Below are 22,148 nucleotides of genomic sequence, written 5' to 3' on the forward strand. Positions count from 1 at the left end.
TTCCATTTAAAGAAGAAATACTACCTTTGGGAGAATTTTTTAAAATAAATCTGGATATTCGGTGACGAACAAGAGGTGTTGGTGACCAGAGGTGCTTGCCAACGGATATCAAAAATGAATGACGAAACGGAATGAATTTCAATTGCATTAAAACGATTTTAATAGCTGCGACGGCAATGGTCAGCCTGAATTCTTTCTCTCAGGATCTGATTGCCCGACAAGCCCCTATCGACAGGAAACTCAAGAGTGTTGACTCTCTGGCTTTACAGAAGCAGATACGTGCGGAGCAATCCGCATACCCTGGTTTAAGTTTGTACCCGACTTGGAATAATGAGTATGTACAGGCTTATGGTGATGCTATTGTGCCGGAAAGTTATAAAGTCGATTTAACAGGTTTTTGTATGCCCACCACGCATACGAAGATTACCGATGTCTTTGGCTATCGTCCCAGAAGACGCAGAATGCACTATGGACTGGATATTAAAGTATACGTAGGTGATACAATCCGTGCGGCTTTCGATGGTAAGGTACGTGTCGTTAAAAACCAGGGTCGCCGTGGATATGGTAAGTATATCGTTATTCGTCATGACAATGGATTGGAAACAGTCTACGGACACTTATCTAAACAGATTGTGGATATTAATCAATTGGTCAAGGCCGGAGAACCTATCGCTTTAGGTGGCAATACCGGACGTTCCACCGGTTCACATCTCCATTTTGAAACTCGTTTCCTGGGAATTCCCATCAATCCGGCATTAATGTTCGACTTTGAAAAGCAAGATATCGTTGCTGATCATTATACTTTCAATAAGACCAAATCTCCGAAGGGTACGACTGCCCGCAGCATGGCTTCCGGTGAGGGATTGTTCTATAAAGTGAAGAGTGGTGATACGTTGTCTAAGATTGCATCCCGTCAGGGAGTGTCTATTGACAAGCTTTGCCAGTTGAACCGCATTACACGGAAAACAATTTTACGTCCGGGACAAGTCCTGCGTTGTTCGTAAGATATAGATAACCATATAAAGAGAGGGTACTTTAATATAATTTAGAGTGCCCTCTTTTCTTTTTTCTTTAATTATTCCTACCTTTGCGACCTATTTGTAAGGAAATGAAAGATACCAAGCAACAATTTGAACATGTCATTGCCATCTGCCGTGATCTGTTCTCGAAGAAACTACATGATTACGGTCCGGCGTGGCGCATTCTCCGCCCGGCTTCCGTGACTGACCAGATATTCATTAAAGCCAATCGAATCAGGAGTATTGAAACCAAAGGAGTGACGTTGGTGGACGAAGGAATACGTTCCGAGTTCATTGCGATAGTCAACTATGGTATAATCGGACTGATACAATTGGAATTGGGATATGCCGAATCTGCGGATATTACGAATGAGGAGGCTATGGCGTTATATGAAAAATATGCCAAGACTTCATTGGAACTGATGCTTGCCAAGAATCATGATTATGATGAAGCGTGGCGTAGTATGCGTGTCAGCTCGTACACTGATTTGATACTGATGAAAATCTACCGTACTAAGCAGATTGAGAGTCTGGCGGGACAAACTTTGGTCTCGGAAGGGGTGGATGCTAACTATATGGACATGATTAATTATTCCGTGTTTGGTTTGATTAAGATTGAATTTGGAGACTAAGCAGAAACATATAATCTGGAAAAGCTGGGTGAACGTATGCCGTTTTTTATTGGCGGCAGTGTTCATCTTTTCCGGTTTTGTGAAGGCGGTCGATCCGCTGGGGTCTTTCTATAAGATTCAGGATTACCTGACTGCTTTCGGAATGGCTTCATGGTTTCCGGCTTATCTGCAACTGCTGTCTGCGGTTGTGTTGTCAGCATTGGAGTTTTCAGTAGGCGTCTTCTTGTTTTTCGGTATAAAGCGGAGGTTTGCTGCAACCATGGCATTGTTGCTGATGATTGTGATGACACCGCTGACACTATATCTTGCATTGGCAAATCCGGTGTCTGATTGCGGATGTTTTGGTGATGCATGGGTGTTGACGAACTGGGAGACATTTAGTAAGAATGTTGTGCTGTTTGTTGCGGCCGTATCAGTGTTCAAAGGAGGAAAGCTGATTATCCGTTTTATTACGGCAAAAATGGCATGGATGGTATCTATGTATACGTTCTTGTTTGTCTTTGCGCTTTCATTCTATTGTCTCGGTAATCTGCCTATTCTGGATTTTCGTCCTTATAAGATAGGGCAAAATATCAAAGAGGGTATGGAAATTCCGGAAGGAGCAAAGCCGAGCGTGTTTGAGAGTAAATTTATTCTGGAGAAAGATGGAAAACAACAGGAGTTTACGTTAGATAACTATCCGGATAGTACATGGACATTTGTTGAAACGCGCACGGTGCTGAAAGAGAAAGGTTACGAACCGGCTATCCATGATTTTTCTATCATAAGCCTGGAAACCGGAGAGGAACTGACAGATAGTATTTTATCTGATGAGGGATATACTTTCTTGTTGATAGCTCATCGCATTGAGGCGGCTGACGATAGTAATATAGACCTTATCAATGAAATATACGATTACAGTGTGGAGCATGGTTACAGTTTTTATGCCCTGACCTCTTCACCGGAGGATCAGATTGAGTTATGGCGTGATAAGACCGGGGCGGAATATCCTTTCTGTCAGATGGACGATATCACTCTGAAAACCATAATTCGTTCCAATCCAGGATTAATGCTGATAAAGGGAGGCACCATTCTGAATAAGTGGAGTGATAATAACTTACCGGATGAATATGTGCTGACAGACAGCCTGGATAAATTGGAAATAGGACAGCAGAAGCAAGAAAGCGATTTGCGTACAATTGGCTATGTGCTGTTATGGTTTATCATTCCCTTACTGTTGGTTATTGGCGTGGATATTCTGGTTGTCAAACGTAGGGAGAGGAAAATTAAATCGTAGATACATTAACCCTTTTAATAAATAAAACAAAATGAGAAAAAACATTGTTGCAGGAAACTGGAAAATGAACAAAACCCTTCAGGAGGGTATTGCTCTTGCAAAAGAACTGAATGAAGTATTGGCTAACGAGAAGCCTAACTGTGATGTAATCATCTGTACTCCTTTTATCCATTTGGCATCGGTTACTCCGTTGGTAGACCCTGCTAAGATTGGTGTAGGTGCTGAGAACTGCGCTGACAAGGAATCTGGTGCTTACACTGGTGAGGTTTCAGCTGCTATGGTTGCTTCTACAGGTGCTAAATATGTAATTCTGGGTCACTCAGAGCGTCGTGCTTACTACGGTGAAACAGTTGCTATCCTGGAAGAAAAAGTGAAATTGGCTTTGGCTAACGGTTTGACTCCGATTTTCTGTATCGGTGAAGTTCTGGAAGAACGCGAAGCTAACAAGCAGAATGAAGTGGTTGCCGCTCAGTTGGCTTCTGTATTCTCTTTGTCTGCTGAAGACTTCTCTAAGATTGTATTGGCTTACGAACCGGTTTGGGCTATTGGTACAGGTAAAACTGCTACTCCTGCTCAGGCTCAGGAAATCCACGCTTTCATCCGTTCACTGGTTGCTGACAAGTATGGCAAGGAAATCGCAGAAAACTGCTCTATCCTTTATGGTGGTAGTGCTAAACCGTCTAATGCTAAGGAATTGTTTGCTAATCCCGATGTTGACGGTGGTTTGATCGGTGGTGCTGCTTTGAAGGCTGCTGACTTCAAGGGTATCATTGATGCTTTTAACTAATTAAGGCGGCAAGGAAATAGATACAAGTTGACAAGGGAGAATAAATTGTACTCCCTTTGTCAACCTGTTAACTGAAAAACTTGTCAACTCTATAAAAACATTATCTAATGAAAAAGCTTGGTTTACTTTTAATTGCATGTTTTGCTTTCGCTGCTTTTGCTTCGGCTCAAAATAACATTGTGAAGAGTCTGGAACGCAATGTGCCGGGACAGGGTAAGGTAACCATCCATCAGGATGCCCGCATAGAGGCCTTGATCGGCAAGGAGTATATCCCTACAGGGACGGATAACAGAGTGCTTAAGAGTCAGGGTTACCGCGTGCAAGTGTACGCCGGAAACAACACCAGTAGAGCCAAGAATGAAGCTCATGCAGTGGGCTCGCGCATCAAAGAATATTTCCCGGAACTTTCTGTTTATACCTCTTTCAACTCTCCCCGCTGGCTGTGTCGTGTAGGAGATTTCCGCAGTATTGAGGAGGCTGATGCCATGATGCGTCAGTTGCGTGCTACAGGCGTCTTCAAAGAAGTGTCTATTGTGAAAGAGCAGATAAACATTCCCTTATAAAATTTTATCATGTTAGGAAAAGAAGAAATCGTATCTCCTGCACTGGATGAACTGAAAGAACATTATCATCGTATTATAACTCTATTAGGCGAAGATGCCGAACGCGAAGGATTACTGAAAACTCCCGAACGGGTAGCAAAAGCCATGTTGAGCTTAACAAAAGGTTACTATATGGACCCGCACGAAGTGCTTCGTTCCGCCAAGTTCAAAGAAGAATACAGTCAGATGGTGATTGTGAAAGACATTGATTTCTTCTCACTCTGCGAACACCATATGCTCCCTTTCTATGGGAAAGCACATGTGGCTTACATTCCTAACGGCTATATTACGGGCTTGAGCAAGATTGCCCGTGTTGTGGATATTTTCTCCCATCGCTTGCAGGTACAGGAGCGCATGACGCTTCAAATCAAGGAGTGTATACAGGAAACTCTGAATCCGCTGGGCGTAATGGTGGTTGTAGAAGCCAAACATATGTGCATGCAGATGCGTGGGGTTGAAAAGCAAAATTCTATAACGACCACTTCCGATTTTACCGGTGCGTTCAACCAGGCGAAAACGCGCGAAGAATTTATGAACCTCATTCACCACAAGGCTGGCTTTTAAAGATACCAACGGATATTTTTCTGTTAGATCAAGGCAATACTACGCGGTCACCCAATCGTTTTGCCATGACGCTCTGTACGCTTCGCAATTCGCTGTAGCGTTGCATCAGTGCGTTGCATTTTTCGTTGTCATTAGCCACGGCTGGGTCTTGCAGGGCAAACATCATGTGTTTTAGCTCTTCGCTGACAATGGCGTATTTGAAGTTAATCATCAGCGTGGGTACCAATTCAAAAAGACGTTCTTCATCTGTTATCAGCCTTTGGGCTTTGGAGTGATATTTGCTTAATTGGTAACGGTCGGCAATTAGCTCCGTACTCAGTTTACTGATTACCTGGTCCGGGTGTGACAGGAAGTATCGCTCTGCGGTGAATCCTTCATTGTGTATATGCTCGGCCGCTTCTGTCAGCATCTGCCTGTGCAAGGGATTGTGAAAAGCCAACTCATCCTCTTTTAAATCGTTTACTACATATTCCGTTACGGTAACAGGTGTTTCGTTCCCTTCTTCATCCGGAACATTGCACATCACTTTCTCTCCATAGCGTACTACCATTTGCAGGATGAGGCGTTCATATTTGTAGAATTCCTGCCCTTCTTTTCCTTCCTGCGGAATGTATGATACATATTGGGCAGCTTCCGGTGGAAGCGGGGCATCGCTGTCAGACATCTCACCATCCATGGGATAAGGAGGCATATCTTCAGGGTAGGGTGGTTGCATACCGTTGGGAAGCGGTGCCTGTGCGGCATCGCGGGCGGCATTATTCTTTCTTGCTTCCCGGTTTCTTTGTTCTATTTGCTTTTCTGCGTGGGTTTCACGCCGTTTAGCGACTTCTGAAACTAACAGTTTGTCTTCTACGCGAAGTAACTGGCTACATTCTTTAATATATACATCGCGGACAATCGCTTCGGGAATAATCGATATACTTTGTACAAGATTACTGATTAATTCTGCACGTTTGATGGGATCCTTCCCCGCATCTTCCAGCAAGAGGTTGGTTTTGAAACGTATAAAGTCCGTTTCGTTATCTTGTATGAACTTTTGAAATTCCGTAGCATTGTGTTTACGGGCAAAGGAGTCCGGGTCTTCACCGTCTGGTAGAAGGCAGACTTTAATATTCATGCCTTCTTCCAGCAACATGTCGATACCACGGAGAGATGCCTTGATACCTGCCACGTCACCGTCATAAAGAACTGTTATATTATTGGTGAAGCGGTGAATAAGTTTGATTTGTCCCGGTGTCAGTGCTGTACCCGAGGATGCGACAACGTTTTCTACCCCCGATTGATGCATGGAGATAACATCCGTATATCCTTCTACCAGGAAGCAACGGTCTTGCTTTACTATGGCCTGTTTGGCAAAATAAATGCCATACAGCTCATTACTCTTATGATAGATTTCAGATTCGGGAGAATTGACGTATTTTACCTTGACTCCCTTTGTCGCGCTGCTAAGCACGCGTCCACCGAAAGCGACTACCTTGCCGGAAAGCGTGTGTACCGGGAAAATAACGCGCCCCCAGAAACGATCACGCAAGCGGTGGTCGTCCGTTTCGTAACAAAGCCCTGTCTTGACAAGATATTCTTTCTTGAATCCCTTCTTGATGGCTTCCTGAGCCATGGCATCGTGACTTTCGGTACAATAGCCTAACTGGAACTTTTCGATGATATCATCCCGGAAACCACGGTTGCGGAAGTAAGCCATACCAATGCTGCGTCCATCCACATGGTTTTTGAGTATATTCTGGAAGTAATCACGTGCAAAATTGTTCACAATGAACAAGCTTTCACGTTCGCTTTGCATCAGTTTCTCTTCGCTGGATAGCTCGCGTTCCTTGATTTCTATGCCGTATTTCTTGGCCAGGTACTTCAGGGCTTCGGGATAGCTCATCTGTTCATGTTCCATGATGAAGTGCACCGCATTGCCACCTTTACCGCAGGAGAAGCACTTGCACAATCCTTTGGAAGGCGACACGTAGAAAGATGGAGTCTTATCATCATGGAAGGGACACAAGCCTACATAGTTCACCCCTCGTTTACGCAGTGTAACGAAGTCCGATACGATATCTACAATCTGGGCTGCATCCAGAATTCTGTCTATGGTGGGTTGGTCTATCATGATTCCTTTTTTAGCTCATGCAAAAGTACATGATATTTCTTGGAAAATCAAATCTGTTTTTTGGGGGATTTACTTAATCTTCTCCCTGATTTTCGTCAGATACTGTTTCATCCCTTCCGCATCCTTCGTACTGATAATCTCCAGCAGATTTTTCAGTTCCAGACGTATATTCTCTACTTGTGAAGGAGTGCGCGGATTAAACAGAATTTCCTGGAGCAGGTAATCGTCTTCACTTAGCAATCCTTTAGCGATTGCCATATGCTTCTTGAATGTAGTGCCCGGTGCTTCTTGGTGCTTCATTACAGCTGCAAAAACAAAGGTGGACACAAAAGGAATGGACAACGAATAAGCCACAGTCTCGTCATGCTCATCGAAGGTATATTCGAAGATGTTCAGACGAAGAGTCTGATAAAGGTCTTTGAAGAAAATCTTTCCCAAATGGTCACCTTCGCTGATGATGATGGCATTCTCACTGCTCAGGTTGCTGAGGCTGGCAAATGTAGGGCCGAACATCGGGTGCGACGATACATAACGGAAACCACTTTCTTCATAGAATTTCTTTAATCCCGTTTTCACAGAGGCGATATCGCTGATGATACAATCTTTGGGCAGCACAGGCAGTACCTTGCGGAATGCATCCAGCGTATATCTCACCGTGGCGGCATTGATTACCAACTCCGGCTCGAAGTCCTTTATTTCTTCCAACGTAGTGAAACGATAAGTATTATAGACAAAGCGCAACTGGTGCGGATTCACGTCGAACACTGCCGTTTCATGTTGGAAACTTAGAATATCTGTAAAGAAAGAGCCCATTTTGCCGGCTCCAAGTATTAAAATACGCATAATGATTTGTTTTGCTACTACTAATGCGAATCAGGGGTTAAAACAGATTCATAACTGTACAAAAATGAAGTATTTCACCACAGATTACACAGATTAGCACAGATTTAATTTATTAATAATCAGATATATCTTCCCTAATCTGTGTAAATCTGTGTAATCTGTGGTGCATCATAACTGCTTCGGGAAAGAACTAATTTCAACTCCTGATTTGCATTACTACCTATTTATAATTTCCATTTGTTGCCTCACACTCTCCTCGTGTATCAGCTCGAACACCTTCTTGATAAACTCTGAATCCACGCCCAGAAGTACACCTTGTGAGCCGCGTTTATCCAGAATCTCGTTATAACGTCCTGTTTGCAAGATGGTCATATCATGTTCCTTCTTGAAAGTTCCGATTTCACGTGCCACGCGCATACGCTTGGCCAGTTCCTGCATCAGGTTGTTGTCGCACTCATCAATCTGCTTGCGCAATTCGCTGAGGTTTTCCGTAGTCTGAGTCTCTTTACGGATGACGAGCAGGTTCAGAATATAATCCAGTACATCCGGAGTCACCTGTTGCGAGGCGTCACTCCATGCGCAATCCGGGTTGCAGTGGCTTTCGATAATCAGACCGTTGAAACCGAGGTCCATTGCCTGCTGGCAAAGCGGGGCTATCAGTTCGCGTTTTCCACCGATGTGGCTGGGGTCACAGATGATCGGCAGGTTCGGGATGCGGCGGCGCAACTCGATAGGGATGTGCCATTGCGGCAGGTTGCGGTACAACTTCTTGTCGTAACTGCTGAAACCGCGGTGAATGGCTGCAAGACGTTTCAGTCCGGCATTGTTGATGCGCTCCAGTGCACCGATCCAGAGTTCCAGGTCGGGGTTCACGGGATTCTTCACGAAGACAGGAACATCCACACCTTTCAGTGCATCGGCAATTTCCTGCATGGCAAAGGGGTTGGCGGTGGTACGTGCACCAATCCACAGAATATCGATGCCAGCTTTCAGACATTCGTATACATGTTTGGCGGTAGCCACTTCGGTAGAAACATACATGCCTGTTTCCTTCTTCACCTCTTTCAGCCATGCCAGACCGTCAACGCCCACACCTTCGAAACCACCCGGCTTAGTACGCGGTTTCCAGATGCCTGCACGGAATATCTTCATTCCCTTTTCAGCCAGTTGCTTGGCGGTGCACATCACTTGTTCTTCTGTCTCGGCGCTGCAAGGGCCTGCAATTACCATAGGACGTTTGTCCTCTACACCCGGCAGCAAAATAGATTCTAATTCAAGTTCCATATTCGTTATTTGTTTAATTATATTCTTGTTGTATAAATCTTTCTTAGTTCCTTCTGTGCCTTCCGCAACTCCCGTCAACAGGCCGTTTCCGACGTATTAATAAATAAAGGCGGGATTCTTTAAAAACGTTGCCCTCGTTCTTTAAAAATCTTCGGTACTTTTATTAACACCGGACCTTACGTTTTTTGAAAGGCTTTCTTCTTGTAAATATATTTACTCCATCTCCCTGATACGTCTCAAGGCCTCTTCCAGTTTATGGTCTTTGCAGCAAAGCGAGATGCGGATATATCGTTTTCCATTGCTTCCGAAGATAAATCCGGGAGTGATGAACACGCGTGCCTTGTGCAATACCCGTTCGGTCAACTCCTCCACATCGGTGCAGGTATCGGGGATCTTTCCCCACAGGAACATACCCACTTGTTTTTCGTCATACGTACATCCTAAAGCCTTCATAATTTCCCCGGCCAGGTGGCGGCGGTTGCGATAGTTCGTGTTGTTGCCGTTGTACCAGTCCTGTTCGGCTTCCAGTGCCGTGGCTGCGGCCAGTTGCATGGCACGGAACATACCGCTGTCGATGTTACTCTTCACTTTCAGTATCCACTGCACGAAGTCGGCATTGCTTGCCAGCATACCGATACGCCAGCCCGGCATATTGTGACTCTTACTCATGGAGTTGAATTCGATGCAGCAATCTTTGGCACCCGGCACGCTGAGGATGCTGAGAGGATTATCATTCAGAATAAAGCTGTACGGATTGTCGTTCACGATGACGATGTCCTTGCGGCGGGCGAAATCCACCAGCCTTGCGTAAAGCTCAGGGGTGGCATTTGCGCCGGTGGGCATATTGGGATAGTTCGTCCACATCAGTTTCACGCGGCTCATATCCATCTTTTCCAACTCGTCGAAGTCGGGCATCCAGCCGTTCTCCTCTTTAAGGTTGTAGTTGATGACCTCTGCGCCGAGTATCTTGCTCAGCGATGTGTAAGTGGGGTAGCCCGGATTGGGAACCAACACTTGTTCGCCCGGATTGACGAATGCCAGAGTGACGTGCAGTATTCCTTCTTTGGAACCGATGAGCGGCTGTATCTCCGTATTCGGGTTCAGTTCTACGCCATACCATTTCCTGTACCATCCGGCAAAGCTGCGGCGGAGTTCGGGGATGCCGACGTAAGGCATGTAGCCGTGTCCGTCGGGGTTCTGCGCTTCCTGGCAAAGCGTCTGTATGGTGGTTTCCGAGGGCGGCATATCGGGGCTACCGATGCCCAGGCTGATGACGTCTTTACCTTCGGCGTTCATTTGCGCCACTTCTTTCAACTTCTTTGAGAAGTAGTATTCGCTCACGCTGGCCAGTCGGTCGGCGGGCTTTATTTTAGATGTTTGATTTACCGTCTGCATATTCGCCTAATATTTTAAGTTCTTTGGTTAGCGGTGTGATGGCCGCGATGGATTGTTTATATCTCAGTACATTGTCGAAGACTACGTCTACATAAAATTGATATTCCCATTCCCGTCCGATGATGGGCAGCGACTGAATCTTGGTCAGGTTGATGCTGTAGAACGAGAGGATGGAGAGTACTTGCGACAGGCTTCCTTCCGTGTGGGGCAGTGTGAATACCATGCTTGCCTTGTTGGTTTCGGGATGGGGATGGCGCCGTATCTCATCCACTTGCCACGGGTCGGCAACTACCAGAAAACGGGTGAAGTTATGTTTGTTTGTCTCTACGCCTTCTTGCAACACTTTCATGCCGTAACGTTCGGCTGCCGCTTTGGAGCAGATGGCGGCATGGCCTTTCAGGTTCTCCCGCTTGATGGTTTCGGCGCTGAGGGCGGTGTCTTCGCCTTCCACGACTTTCATCTTCGGGTGTTGGGCGAGGAATTCGCGGCATTGCATCAGGGCGATGGGGTGGGAGTTGACTTCCGTGATGTCATCCCAGTCCTCTTCGGGCAGGCAGACAAAGCTGTGTGAGATGCGCAGCTTGTACTCTCCGATGATTTGTGTTCCGCTTTGGCGCAGCAACTCGTTGTTGTGCAGCAAGCTGCCTGCAATGGTGTTTTCTATCGCCAACATGCCTATGGTCTGGCTATCCCGTTTCACGGCTGCAAACACGTCCTCAAAGTTGGCGCAACAGATTAACTCTATTTCTTCTCCTTCGAAGTACTTGTGTGCGGCAATGTCGTGATACGACCCTAATGTTCCTTGAATGGCTATTCTCTTCATATTGTTTGATTAAAAGAAAAGTCCCGCTTCCATACACGATGGAGCGGGACTTTATATATTACTTTAGTTCTCTATCAGTTCTTAAGCATCACTGTCACTTGACACATACAAACTCCCGCTCTACTTTCTGGCTAAAGTAAAAGTAAAAAAAGAAGTAATATGTATAAGTAAACAAATTCATACTTTCGTTTTCTTTTTGATTCTTAATTCGTGGCAAAAGTAATACTTTTCTTTAATATGCAAGCAAAAAATGATATTTTTTTTATTTCTTCTTTAGTTTTAATACGGGCCAATCGCTGAAGTTCCCTGTTCTTTGCACTTCTCCGGTCAGTCATCCTGCATGATTCCCTTGATTTGCTCCCATTGGTTGACGGCATAATTGGGCTGTGTCTGGCCCGGTGTGCTTCTGCCTTCACGGATCGTCTTCTTATTCCATAGCCCATGTCGTCGGCAAGGATGAAGATTATGTTCGGTTTCTGTTGTGGCTGTGCCTTGGGGTGGGGGCTGCCTGCGCATTGGCGTGTTGTCCCAGGCAGAAGGGGACGGATAATAATCCAAGATAGGTGAGGTTCTTCATGATACGATGGTTTTTAATTTGTATATATACGGTATACAAAAATAGCCCTTCGGGAGACGGAACTTTATTAGTTCTGTCTCAAAAGCTTGCGATATTGTTGCAAGTGCAGGGCGTATATCATGAATTTAGATGGAAGCGGGGAGCTGTGCGGCGTTATTCCATAGTTCAGACTTCTTCCAGACGTGCCAGTTCCCAGCCCCGGAACTGCATTACGATGCAATGGAGCTGTGTGTCCTTGATGAGTTGTCGCACTCGCGTGCCTTCTGCATACCGGTGTATTTGCTCTACTGCATCTTGCCACTGCGCTTCGGCTTTGGCTTCAAAGTCTTTCGAGGAAAGATATTTCAGTTCCAGGATGTAGCTGTGCTTTACGTCGTAGCGCAGCAGGTCGGGCATCAGAAACATATCGCAGTAACCGTGGTTCAATTCTACCTCGGGGGCTGTCAGATAATAGGCGTTCGTACTGAGGTAGGCGGTGAAAAAGCCTTGGATATTGCGTTCGCCCTCAATCATGCTGCGCACGGAAGAGTTTTCCTTGTAAGCATGGGCAATGAACTCAAAGGTTTCGCGCCAATGTCCGTCATAAGCCATTCCGTCAAATAAGTCCGTCAGGTTGTTCAGGTTGATATATCGTTTGTCCTGATACTCTTCCAGCAGGAAATCGTAATATTGCTTGCGCACGTTGTTGTTGGGGATGCTGAGAACTACACGCTGCCCGCGGGTGGCGGTGATGGTGAGCATGCCGTAATAGAACAGCAGGCTGGGGAATATCTCCGGATTGGCTATTTCGGCTGCCGGGAAAGTGATTGTCAGGTTGGTGACGATTTCTCCTTCTTCGGTGATGCGGCGCAGCACTCCCTTTCGGTCTCCGTCCAGGCGGTCCAGTTGGATGAGTTTCTTCATCTTGTTGTAGTCCGTGCGGGTGTTGGGGTCTATCATCTCTTTGGGAGATTTTCCCAGATTCATATAGTTGCGCAGGTAATAGAGCACCATGTCGCAGTTGAACATCTTCGGGTCGCGTGTCAGGCTTTCTTCGGCGAAGCAGTAGTTGTCATACCACGGCTTGATTTCCGCTATCATCGCATCGATGTCGGTGTCGGCCGGCAGTTGTCCTGCCTCCTTATAATATAGGAACATCTCGCGCACGTCAGTTTCGCTGAAACCCAGCATCATGTTGAACTGGTAGTCGGTGCTGATGTTCCATCCGATATTGAATCCGCTGGTCAGGTCGTCCAGGGTTACGGGACTGACGCCGGTCATGAAGATGCGCTCGAACATACCCTTGAATTTCTTGAATATCTCGCGATAGAATCCGCTGGCATGAGTCAGGGCGTGATAAATTTCATTGCCTTGCTCGTTGAGGACTACGTTGGTGAAGTTGTCATACTCGTCGATGATGAGGTAGAGGTGTGCACCGGTTTCAGCGGCATGGAAGTTGAGGTAGTTCAGCTTGCTGACGAAATCGGGCTGCTCTTCCATCTTCTGGGCAAAGCCGGGAAAATAGAAAGATTCGTAGATTCTGCCGAAAAGATCCATTGCCATACCGCAGTAGCGGTTGAAGTTCTCGGCAAGCGAACCGCTTCCGCCACTGGCGCGCGAGAAGTCGAGGGAGACTACTTGGAATGTTCCCTGCAAGGGTGTAGGGTGTTGCCCTATCCACAATTTGCCGAAACGTGCTTCGAACTTATCCTTATGCGCGATGTCGTAATACGCCCGCAGCATACTCAGGAAAATGCTTTTCCCGAAGCGGCGCGGACGGATAAAGAAAAGGTTGCTGGGCTGCTGCTCCAACAGGGGCAGATACATCGTCTTGTCCACATAATACTGGTTTTGTTCCACTACTTCCACGAAGTTGGAAACGCCATAAGGTACTCTTTTCACATTCTCCATAACTGAATTCTGTTTTTCGTTCACGCCTGCGGGAGTAAACCGGATGGTTGACACGCGGGTGTCACAAAAGTAGTTCATTCTTGTTGAAAGAACAAAGAAAGGGGAGGAAAGTTGCCGACAGTCTGTCGCCTTTTTCCCGTTTTGTACCTTTATTGTGGAGAGAATGCCCTATCTTTGCGCTCCGAATTAAGTAAACACATCTGATGATGAAACCTATGCATGCATTCTTTCTCCTGGTTTTTCTACTGGGACTGACGGCCTGTTCCGCCCCTGCCAATCCAACCTTGTTGAATTATGAACAATCCCTTGTCCGTGCCGATTCTTTGGCGAATACCGGTGCGGCCGACAGTGCTCACGCCGTACGTTTGTTGGCGGACCTGCACCGGGAATATGACCGGGTAAAAGAACTCTCCGATGGAAAGCTTGTCCGCCTGATGCCTGCCGACAAACGGAAGCGATTCTTCTGGGAAGCGTTCACCGCACTGATGATAGGCTTGAACGTATGGCTTTCCATAAGAGATATAAAGTTTTCGACCGACCGTAAGCACCGCCGTTATCTTATTGAACTGAGCGAGAATGAACAGCGTCTGCGCAACAACGAACAAGAAAAAAATGAATTGCAGGAGTGCCTGAAGGAAATGTCGCTGACGGATGAGGAACGGGAGGAGGTACACCGGACGTTGACCAATCTCATGGTGCACGGCAACGTGTTGTGTGATGAAAACGAGTCCCTCCGCCTCCGTCTTAAGGACTATGAAAACCGCCCCTTGCCCCGCGAAGCGGAATTACTGAAGGAACGGAATGAGCGCATCAGTCTGCTTGATAGCCAAGTACAGGCTCTTACCTCCACATTGATAGACCGCGACGACGTGGTGGAACGCCTGCGCCGCCAACCCAAGTTCCTTTCCGATAAAGACTGGGAGCACCTGTCCCTGCTCGCCGACCGTGTGTACGATGGTTTCACCCGTCGGCTCACCGGGCGTTTCCCTTCGTTGACCCCTGCCGACTTGCAGCTTTGCCTGCTGATGCGCCTGCGTTTCACGAATGCGCAGGTGGCTACGCTTACTGCGGTGTCGCCCGCTTCGGTTTCACAACAGAAGTTCCGGTTGAAGAAGCGGTTGGCGCAGGCGGACGGGGAGTTGTTCAAGGAGGGGGAGACGGTGGATGCGGTTATTGGGAGGTGCTGATACCTGCTGTATTGCGATGCGTTTATTTCGTACTTTAAGTTAATATCTTATCGGTTCTTTTTCTTTACGGATATTCCCCGAAAAACGTTGCCTTGCGGAGGGCTTTCGTTTCACTCGCTGAATGAACGTGATTCAGTCAGGGACTGAAAGCCTTTCACTCAGGGACTGAATGCCTTTCAGTCCCTGAGTCATTGTACCCCCTCTCAGAAGGTGCTCAGAAGGGGGGGCGGGAAAGGGCGGCAGACATGAGATGAGATGGTAAAAAATACGGATGTAAATCTTGCGTTTGCCTCTAATTGTTGCCCGAACAGATGTTTTTTCATCTATTTGGGAGTTATATTTCCTAAACCGGCAATAAATATGGGAATAAATTGTTAATTTTGTACGTATATAATTGATAATGAATTGTAAAAAATCAATAAAATGGAAGAAAAGGAAAAGAGCAATATCATTATTTATCAGAGTGAGGACGGGCAGACACACATAGAAGTGCGGATGGACGAAGACACCGTGTGGTTAACCCAACAACAAATGAGCGACCTTTACCAAACGTCTCGAACAAATGTGGTAGAACATATTAAGCACATTTATGAAGATAGTGAACTTGTAGAAGAAGCAACCTGTCGGAAAATTCGACAAGTTCGGCAAGAAGGAACACGCATGGTTGAAAGAGAAATACCTCACTATAATCTTGATATGATAATATCTTTAGGATATCGAATAGGTTGATTATGACCCACATTCTGATGTATCCATCGAATTCTTCAAAATAGTGCAAAACAAACTGCATTTTGCCGCTCATGGGCATACTGCCGCCGAAGTGATTTATGAACGGGCGGATGCGGACCAACACATGATGGGACTGACCTCTTTCAAGGGAGACCATCCTACATTGCGCGATGCAAAAATAGCGAAGAATTACTTAAGCGAAGAAGAATTGAAAGTTCTGAATAATTTAGTTTCCGGATATTTCGATTTTGCCGAAGTGCAAGCCATGAAGCATCGGGCTATGTATATGAAAGACTATATTCAGCATCTTGACGCAATCCTCTCTTCTACGGGAGAACAACTCTTGAATGGTTGTGGAACCGTCAGTCATGAGCAAGCTATGGAAAAAGCGGAAAGGGAGTATAGACAGTTTGATGTCCGTACACTTTCTCCCGTAGAGCAAGCCTATTTGGATAATATAAAGATATTGAACAAAAAAGTTAAAGGAAAGAAATAGCCTTGTATGTATAACCTAATTTAAGTTGAGCACATGCGAAACTTAAATACCTGATGCTGATTAAGGGTTGGCGTAATGATGAATCGCAATTTCCTTGTTGTAGAGACCGTTTTGAATGCCACCATTCATTATCAGTGCTTTACGTCTCTTATCTGTAGAGATTGCCATGATATTCCTGTTTCCCCTGTTTTTAAGTCTTTTCTCCCTTGTAGAGATGTGTACTTTGTAACTTGTTGTTTATGAATGATTTATTAAAAATGGTTGTAGATGTCATTTCCTTGTTTTCTCTTGCTTTCCCCCCTAACTTTGCAACATCGAATTTGAGAAAAGCAGATAGCTGAATCGTTGAGGCCTCACGGTGAAAACGTTTGCTTCTCGGGTGAGACAAGAGAAATCAGATATACATTATTAATTAATCATTTAAAAACATCATTACTATGGCATTTTATAAGAAATTTCAATCGAAACTGAATGATTTGTGGTATCCGAAAGCAATAACTACCGGTACACCTATTACTACTGACAAGGTAGCGGACAAACTGTCTTTACTCTCTACCGTCACCCGCGGTGATACGTATGCTGTGCTGAAAAATTTAGGAAGCGTAATGGCCGACTATATGGCTATGGGGCGTACGGTGAAGATTGAGGGTGTAGGTACTTTCTACTATACCGCTGCTGCGAATAAAAAAGGAGTTGCTACGGCTGCTGAAGTAAATTCAGGACAGATTAACGGTATACGTGTACGTTTCATTCCTGAAGTGAAACGCAGCACTAGTAAGCAGATTACCACCCGCTCTATGGTGGATGTGGATGTTGACTGGACGGATATAGAGAAGCTTGCCAATGGCAACACTTCCGGTGGTAACACCGATGGTGGCAATCAAGGCGGTTCCGGTGGCGGCGTCGACGAGAATCCGTTGGGCTGATTCGCCCCATCCCCGCGAGTTTTCGTATTCTGACACACGATTGTGATAAATGCTTCCCGTACAGCCCCTTCCGGCAGTACGGGAACTTTTGTTTTAGCATCTTTTATCATTTTTTTCTGCCTTTCTTCTATAAATATTCGCTAATTTCGGACGATTTTTTGTAAAACAGGCTGAATAACTAATAATTTATAATATGGAAAATATCAATACAGCGCTTATGCTGATGGTGGTAGGTATGGTAACAGTGTTCTGTATCCTGCTGATTGTAATCTACTTAGGTAAAGGACTCATCCTTCTGGTAAACAAGTATGCCCCCGAAGAGGTGGTGCCGGATAAGAAAGGCGCGCAAGGTCCCGCAGCGATTCCCGGAAATATATTGGCTGCCATCAGTGCCGCTGTAACGGTGGTGACACAAGGCAAGGGTAAAGTAGCCAAGGTCGAGAAAGTAAAATGATAATCTTTTAATAAAAAACACACATCTATTTATTTAGTATGAAAAAAGAAATTAAGTTCAGCCTGGTATTCAGGGACATGTGGCAGAGTGCTGGAAAATATGTGCCCCGCGTAGACCAGCTGGTGAAGGTTGCTCCCGCTATTGTTGAGATGGGCTGTTTTGCCCGCGTAGAAACGAACGGCGGAGGTTTTGAACAGGTAAATTTATTGTTTGGTGAGAATCCTAATAAGGCTGTACGTGCGTGGACGAAGCCGTTCCACGAAGCCGGCATACAAACTCACATGCTGGACCGTGCACTGAACGGCCTGCGCATGAGCCCTGTGCCTGCCGATGTGCGTAAGCTGTTTTATAAAGTGAAGAAAGTGCAGGGAACGGATATTACCCGTACGTTCTGCGGACTGAACGATACCCGTAACATTATTCCTTCCATCGCTTACGCTAAAGAAGCCGGAATGATTTCCCAGTGTTCGCTCTGTATCACCCATTCGCCCATCCATACGGTAGAATACTACACCAATATGGCGTTAGAGCTCATCAAGGCGGGCGCCGACGAAATCTGTATCAAAGATATGGCAGGTATCGGACGTCCGGTATCGTTGGGCAAGATTGTAGCTAATATCAAGGCTGCACATCCCGAAATCCCTATCCAGTATCATAGCCATGCAGGTCCGGGCTTCAATATGGCAAGCATCCTCGAAGTATGCGAGGCTGGTTGCGACTACATCGACGTAGGTATGGAACCGCTTTCCTGGGGTACGGGACACGCTGACCTGCTGAGTGTGCAGGCAATGCTGAAAGACGCAGGCTTCCAAGTGCCGGAAGTGAATATGGAAGCGTACATGAAAGTGCGCGCCCTCATTCAGGAATTTATGGACGACTTCCTCGGTCTGTACATCAGCCCGAAGAACCGCTTGATGAACTCCCTGCTGATTGGTCCGGGACTTCCGGGCGGTATGATGGGTAGCTTGATGGCCGACCTGGAGTCCAATCTGGAATCTATCAATAAATATAAGGCAAAACGCAACCTGCCATTCATGACGCAGGATCAGTTGCTTATCAAACTGTTCAATGAAGTGGCTTACGTATGGCCGCGCGTAGGTTATCCCCCGTTGGTGACTCCGTTCAGCCAGTACGTCAAGAACCTGGCAATGATGAACGTGATTGCCATGGAGAAAGGCAAGGAGCGTTGGGGTATGATTGCCGATGACATCTGGGATATGCTGTTGGGCAAGGCAGGTAAGTTGCCGGGCACGCTGGCTCCCGAACTTATAGAGAAAGCCGAACGTGAAGGCCGTAAGTTCTTCACAGGCAATCCGCAGGATAACTATCCGGATGCGCTCGACAAGTATCGCAAGATGATGAAAGAGAACAAATGGGACTTGGGCGAGGACGACGAAGAACTCTTCGAATACGCCATGCACCCGGCACAATACGAGGCTTACAAGAGCGGTAAGGCAAAAGAAGACTTCCTGGCAGACGTTGAGAAGCGGAGAGCGGAACTTAACAAATCTCCGTTGGATGATGCCAAACCGAAAACCCTCACCGTACAGGTGGATGGACAGGCTTACCGCGTGACAGTGGCTTACGGTGACATCGACCTGCCCGCAGATGCCACGGCCAAAGTGGAAGCTCCCGTAGGTGAAGGACAAGACGTTCCGGCTCCTCTGGAAGGCAAATTCTTCCTCACGAAGAATGCCCAGGAAACTCCGGTGAAGGTGGGCGACAAGGTGAAGAAAGGTGACCTGCTTTGCTACATTGAAGCCATGAAGACCTACAATGCCATCCGTGCCGACTTTGACGGAACGGTGACAGCTATCTGTGTTACTTCTGGTGACTCTGTATCAGAAGATGATGTATTAATGAAGATAGGATAAACAGCGATGGAAGAAATATTTGCAAGACTCTACGATATGACGGCGTTCAGCAATATCATTGAAGACCCGTCGTTTCTGGTGATGTATGCCATTGCTTTCGTTCTGCTGTATCTGGGTATCAAGAAGCACTACGAACCGTTGCTGCTGGTGCCCATTGCCTTTGGTGTGCTTATTGCCAACTTTCCCGGCGGCGATATGGGGGTTATCCAGGCGGACCAGAATGGAATGGTGATGGTGAACGGAATAGCGAAGAACATCTGGGAAATGCCGCTGCATGAGATTGCGCATGACCTGGGACTGATGAACTTCATCTACTATATGTTGATTAAGACAGGTTTCCTGCCGCCTATCATCTTTATGGGTGTGGGTGCTATGACGGACTTTGGCCCGATGCTTCGCAACCTGCGTCTCTCTATATTTGGTGCTGCTGCACAGTTGGGTATCTTCACTGTGCTGCTATGTGCTGTTATGATAGGTTTCACTCCACAGGAGGCAGGTGCACTGGGCATTATCGGTGGTGCTGATGGTCCGACGGCTATCTTCACGACTATTAAGCTGGCTCCGCATCTGTTGGGGCCGATTGCCATTGCTGCATACTCTTATATGGCATTGGTGCCGGTGATTATTCCGCTGGTAGTGAAGTTACTCTGTTCTAAGAAGGAACTGATGATTAACATGAAGGAACAGGAAAAACTCTACCCCTCGAAAACAGAAATAAAGAACCTGCGTGTACTGAAAATCATCTTCCCGATAGCAGTGACTACGGTTGTCGCCCTTTTTGTGCCGACGGCAGTGCCTTTGATTGGTATGTTGATGTTCGGTAACCTGATTAAAGAAATCGGTTCTGATACAAGCCGTTTGTTTGATGCGGCTGCCAATAGTATCATGAATGCGGCAACCATCTTCCTGGGGCTGAGTGTAGGTGCTACCATGACGAGTGAAGCATTCCTGAACTGGACAACTATCGGTATAGTTGTGGGTGGTTTCCTTGCATTTGCACTTTCTATTTCGGGCGGTATCTTCTTTGTGAAGTTGTTCAATATGTTCAGCAAGAAGAAGATTAATCCGCTGATTGGCGCAACAGGTCTGAGTGCTGTGCCGATGGCAAGCCGCGTATGTAACGAGATTGCCACGAAGTATGATCCGAAGAATCATGTGCTGAATTACTGTATGTCCAGTAATATCTCCGGTGTAATCGGTTCGGCTGTTGCGGCGGGTGTGCTGATTTCGTTCCTGGGATAAAGGCTGTCAAGGCTTTAAATACTCTCTAAAGTCTTAGTGTCTGTCATTCTGAGCGTGGTCGAAGAATCTCCTTTTATAATAAGAAGAGATTCTTCGACCACGCTCAGAATGACAGATTTTTTTTTAGGGACTCATTGATTAGGCGTGGATGACACGTCTGATTTGTTATTCACTGATCACCTTCCTGTATTCCGCCACCGCCATCTTTGCAGCCAGATGCGCATTTATCAGGTTCGTATGCGCCTGTGTCCACGATAACTGTGCGGAAAGTACGTCAGCCATGCTTGATTTCCCTTCATTGTAGGAAAACGTTACGAGGTCGAGGTTCTCTTCGGCAAGAGTCATGTTTTCGCGGGCGGTTTTTACTTGTTGCTTTGTCTCTGTCAATTTTGTAGTGGCGGCGGAGAGTTCTTCAAGGATATTATCGGTGACGTAGCTCTGTTGCAGCTTTTGCATACCGATATATGCCTTTTGTTGTCGGTTCGTCTTGAAGCGGGCGCCCCAACGGAAGATGGGAATGCTGACGTTGATGCCTGCCACGGGCGTATGGGGTATTTCCTGCCCCATGTAAGTGATACCCGTATCCCATCCGGTGGCGAGAAACATGCTGACCTGCGGGTTGTATTTGCTGAGTGCGGCGTGGCGTTGCGCTTCGCTCCGGAGAATGTTGACTCCGGTGCTGGCATAGTCGGCACGGCGGGGGAGGACATCGTCGAGGCCAAGCAGGGTGACCGGTTCGCTGGGAGTGCTGATTTCGCATAGGCTGTCTACGGGGGTGCCGGGGGAGACGCCCATGAGAATGTTCAGCTTTTGCAGGGCGAGGGTGTAGTTCTGGCGGGCCTTGATGTATTGCAATTCCGCTTCTTTCTGACGGGTGGAAATCATCAGCAGGTCGGTGCGACTGATGGCACCGTCGTCAAAACGATCCTGGATGATGTCGTACTGCCGTTGTATGATGTCCTGGAACGTTGCGGCAGCTTCGAGGCTGGCACGGGCGGCGGAGGCATTCCAATACACGGCATCGCTCTGGTAGTGAATCTGGTCGAGGGTCAGCTCGGTGGTCAGTTGGGACAGTTCCTCATCAGCTTTTGCCATTTGTTTCTGGGCTATCAGGGAGCCGCCGGTATAGAGCGGTTGCGCCAGGGTGGCAAGGGCCTGATAAGTGTAGGGACGGTATTCGCCTTTCGGACTGTTCCACTGGTCGAGGTGGTTGAGGTTGGCTGTGCCTTCGGCGGTGATGTCTATCTGCGGCAGGAAGCCCGTAGCAGCTATTTTCCGTGCTTCGGTACTTGCCACGGTTTGCAGGCGTTGCTGTTTCAGTACCTGGCTGTATGCCTCTACGCGGTCGCGATAGGCTTCACGGCTGAGGTATTGCTGTGCTCCGGCGTTAATGCCGAAGCAACAGAGTAGTGTGAGTATGAGTTCTTTTTTCATA

General features: G+C 46.8%; 19 protein-coding genes and 1 pseudogene. 12 read left to right on the forward strand and 8 right to left on the reverse strand.

Annotated elements, in window-relative coordinates:
- Nucleotides 1-131 precede the first annotated feature (131 nt).
- From BUC01_RS20460 to folE, 6 genes are all read left to right on the forward strand, one after another.
- Nucleotides 132-1,004 carry a M23 family metallopeptidase gene (locus BUC01_RS20460; RefSeq protein WP_025833734.1) on the forward strand — a complete coding sequence of 291 codons (873 nt, stop codon included), beginning with the start codon at nucleotides 132-134 and terminating at the stop codon, nucleotides 1,002-1,004.
- Nucleotides 1,005-1,108: 104 nt separating this feature from the next.
- Complete coding sequence (locus BUC01_RS20465; protein WP_025833732.1) at nucleotides 1,109-1,651, forward strand: DUF1599 domain-containing protein; 543 nt, start codon at nucleotides 1,109-1,111, stop codon at nucleotides 1,649-1,651.
- The gene (locus tag BUC01_RS20470) at nucleotides 1,641-2,927 is read left to right on the forward strand and encodes a BT_3928 family protein (protein ID WP_025833730.1); all 1,287 of its coding nucleotides are present in this window, start codon (nucleotides 1,641-1,643) and stop codon (nucleotides 2,925-2,927) included. The genes BUC01_RS20465 and BUC01_RS20470 overlap by 11 nt, the downstream gene beginning before the upstream one ends.
- 31 nt (nucleotides 2,928-2,958) lie before the next feature.
- A complete protein-coding gene (gene tpiA / locus BUC01_RS20475) occupies nucleotides 2,959-3,714 on the forward strand; it encodes a triose-phosphate isomerase (RefSeq protein ID WP_025833729.1) in 756 nt (251 codons plus the stop codon).
- A gap of 107 nt (nucleotides 3,715-3,821) precedes the next feature.
- Nucleotides 3,822-4,277, forward strand: coding sequence for an SPOR domain-containing protein (locus BUC01_RS20480; protein ID WP_025833728.1), 456 nt, complete (start codon nucleotides 3,822-3,824; stop codon nucleotides 4,275-4,277).
- 9 nt (nucleotides 4,278-4,286) lie between these two features.
- Nucleotides 4,287-4,880, forward strand: coding sequence for a GTP cyclohydrolase I FolE (folE, locus tag BUC01_RS20485; RefSeq protein ID WP_025833727.1), 594 nt, complete (start codon nucleotides 4,287-4,289; stop codon nucleotides 4,878-4,880).
- 28 nt (nucleotides 4,881-4,908) lie between these two features.
- Here folE and dnaG read toward each other — a convergent pair whose 3' ends face one another.
- The 7 genes from dnaG to BUC01_RS20515 form a co-directional block, all read right to left on the reverse strand.
- The gene (dnaG, locus tag BUC01_RS20490) at nucleotides 4,909-6,993 is read right to left on the reverse strand and encodes a DNA primase (protein WP_073314692.1); all 2,085 of its coding nucleotides are present in this window, start codon (nucleotides 6,991-6,993) and stop codon (nucleotides 4,909-4,911) included.
- A 69-nt stretch (nucleotides 6,994-7,062) separates the two neighbouring features.
- Nucleotides 7,063-7,836, reverse strand: a complete 774-nt coding sequence (locus tag BUC01_RS20495; protein ID WP_007218812.1) for a prephenate dehydrogenase/arogenate dehydrogenase family protein — start codon at nucleotides 7,834-7,836, stop codon at nucleotides 7,063-7,065.
- 216 nt (nucleotides 7,837-8,052) lie between these two features.
- Entirely contained in the window at nucleotides 8,053-9,120 is a 1,068-nt protein-coding gene (locus BUC01_RS20500) for a bifunctional 3-deoxy-7-phosphoheptulonate synthase/chorismate mutase type II (RefSeq protein WP_025833726.1), read from the reverse strand.
- Nucleotides 9,121-9,333: 213 nt separating this feature from the next.
- Entirely contained in the window at nucleotides 9,334-10,515 is a 1,182-nt protein-coding gene (locus BUC01_RS20505; protein WP_025833724.1) for a pyridoxal phosphate-dependent aminotransferase, read from the reverse strand.
- Entirely contained in the window at nucleotides 10,490-11,338 is an 849-nt protein-coding gene (locus tag BUC01_RS20510; protein WP_025833722.1) for a prephenate dehydratase, read from the reverse strand. Before BUC01_RS20510 ends, BUC01_RS20505 begins: the two co-directional genes overlap by 26 nt.
- Before the next feature lie 327 nt (nucleotides 11,339-11,665).
- Nucleotides 11,666-11,896 (reverse strand): hypothetical protein, encoded by a 231-nt coding sequence (locus BUC01_RS25600; RefSeq protein WP_083595482.1) that lies wholly within the window; start codon nucleotides 11,894-11,896, stop codon nucleotides 11,666-11,668.
- Nucleotides 11,897-12,080: 184 nt separating this feature from the next.
- The gene (locus tag BUC01_RS20515) at nucleotides 12,081-13,805 is read right to left on the reverse strand and encodes an ATP-binding protein (RefSeq protein ID WP_073314709.1); all 1,725 of its coding nucleotides are present in this window, start codon (nucleotides 13,803-13,805) and stop codon (nucleotides 12,081-12,083) included.
- A gap of 206 nt (nucleotides 13,806-14,011) precedes the next feature.
- Between BUC01_RS20515 and BUC01_RS20520 the strand changes: the two genes are divergently transcribed.
- The 6 genes and pseudogenes from BUC01_RS20520 to BUC01_RS20550 all read left to right on the forward strand — a co-directional run bounded on the left by BUC01_RS20520 (nucleotide 14,012) and on the right by BUC01_RS20550 (nucleotide 20,713).
- Entirely contained in the window at nucleotides 14,012-14,992 is a 981-nt protein-coding gene (locus BUC01_RS20520) for a hypothetical protein (RefSeq protein ID WP_025833717.1), read from the forward strand.
- Nucleotides 14,993-15,415: 423 nt separating this feature from the next.
- A pseudogene (gene rhuM, locus BUC01_RS20525) lies at nucleotides 15,416-16,217 on the forward strand (RhuM family protein).
- 437 nt (nucleotides 16,218-16,654) lie between these two features.
- On the forward strand, nucleotides 16,655-17,143 hold the full coding sequence (locus BUC01_RS20535; RefSeq protein ID WP_025833715.1) for an HU family DNA-binding protein: 489 nt from the start codon (nucleotides 16,655-16,657) through the stop codon (nucleotides 17,141-17,143).
- Nucleotides 17,144-17,336: 193 nt separating this feature from the next.
- A complete protein-coding gene (locus BUC01_RS20540; RefSeq protein ID WP_025833713.1) occupies nucleotides 17,337-17,597 on the forward strand; it encodes an OadG family protein in 261 nt (86 codons plus the stop codon).
- A gap of 38 nt (nucleotides 17,598-17,635) precedes the next feature.
- Nucleotides 17,636-19,471, forward strand: coding sequence for a biotin/lipoyl-containing protein (locus BUC01_RS20545; protein WP_073314697.1), 1,836 nt, complete (start codon nucleotides 17,636-17,638; stop codon nucleotides 19,469-19,471).
- A 6-nt stretch (nucleotides 19,472-19,477) separates the two neighbouring features.
- Complete coding sequence (locus BUC01_RS20550; protein WP_025833711.1) at nucleotides 19,478-20,713, forward strand: sodium ion-translocating decarboxylase subunit beta; 1,236 nt, start codon at nucleotides 19,478-19,480, stop codon at nucleotides 20,711-20,713.
- A gap of 165 nt (nucleotides 20,714-20,878) precedes the next feature.
- Here BUC01_RS20550 and BUC01_RS20555 read toward each other — a convergent pair whose 3' ends face one another.
- On the reverse strand, nucleotides 20,879-22,147 hold the full coding sequence (locus BUC01_RS20555) for a TolC family protein (RefSeq protein ID WP_083595483.1): 1,269 nt from the start codon (nucleotides 22,145-22,147) through the stop codon (nucleotides 20,879-20,881).
- Nucleotide 22,148 lies beyond the last annotated feature (1 nt).

The organism is Bacteroides stercorirosoris (assembly GCF_900142015.1).
GTDB lineage: Bacteria > Bacteroidota > Bacteroidia > Bacteroidales > Bacteroidaceae > Bacteroides > Bacteroides stercorirosoris.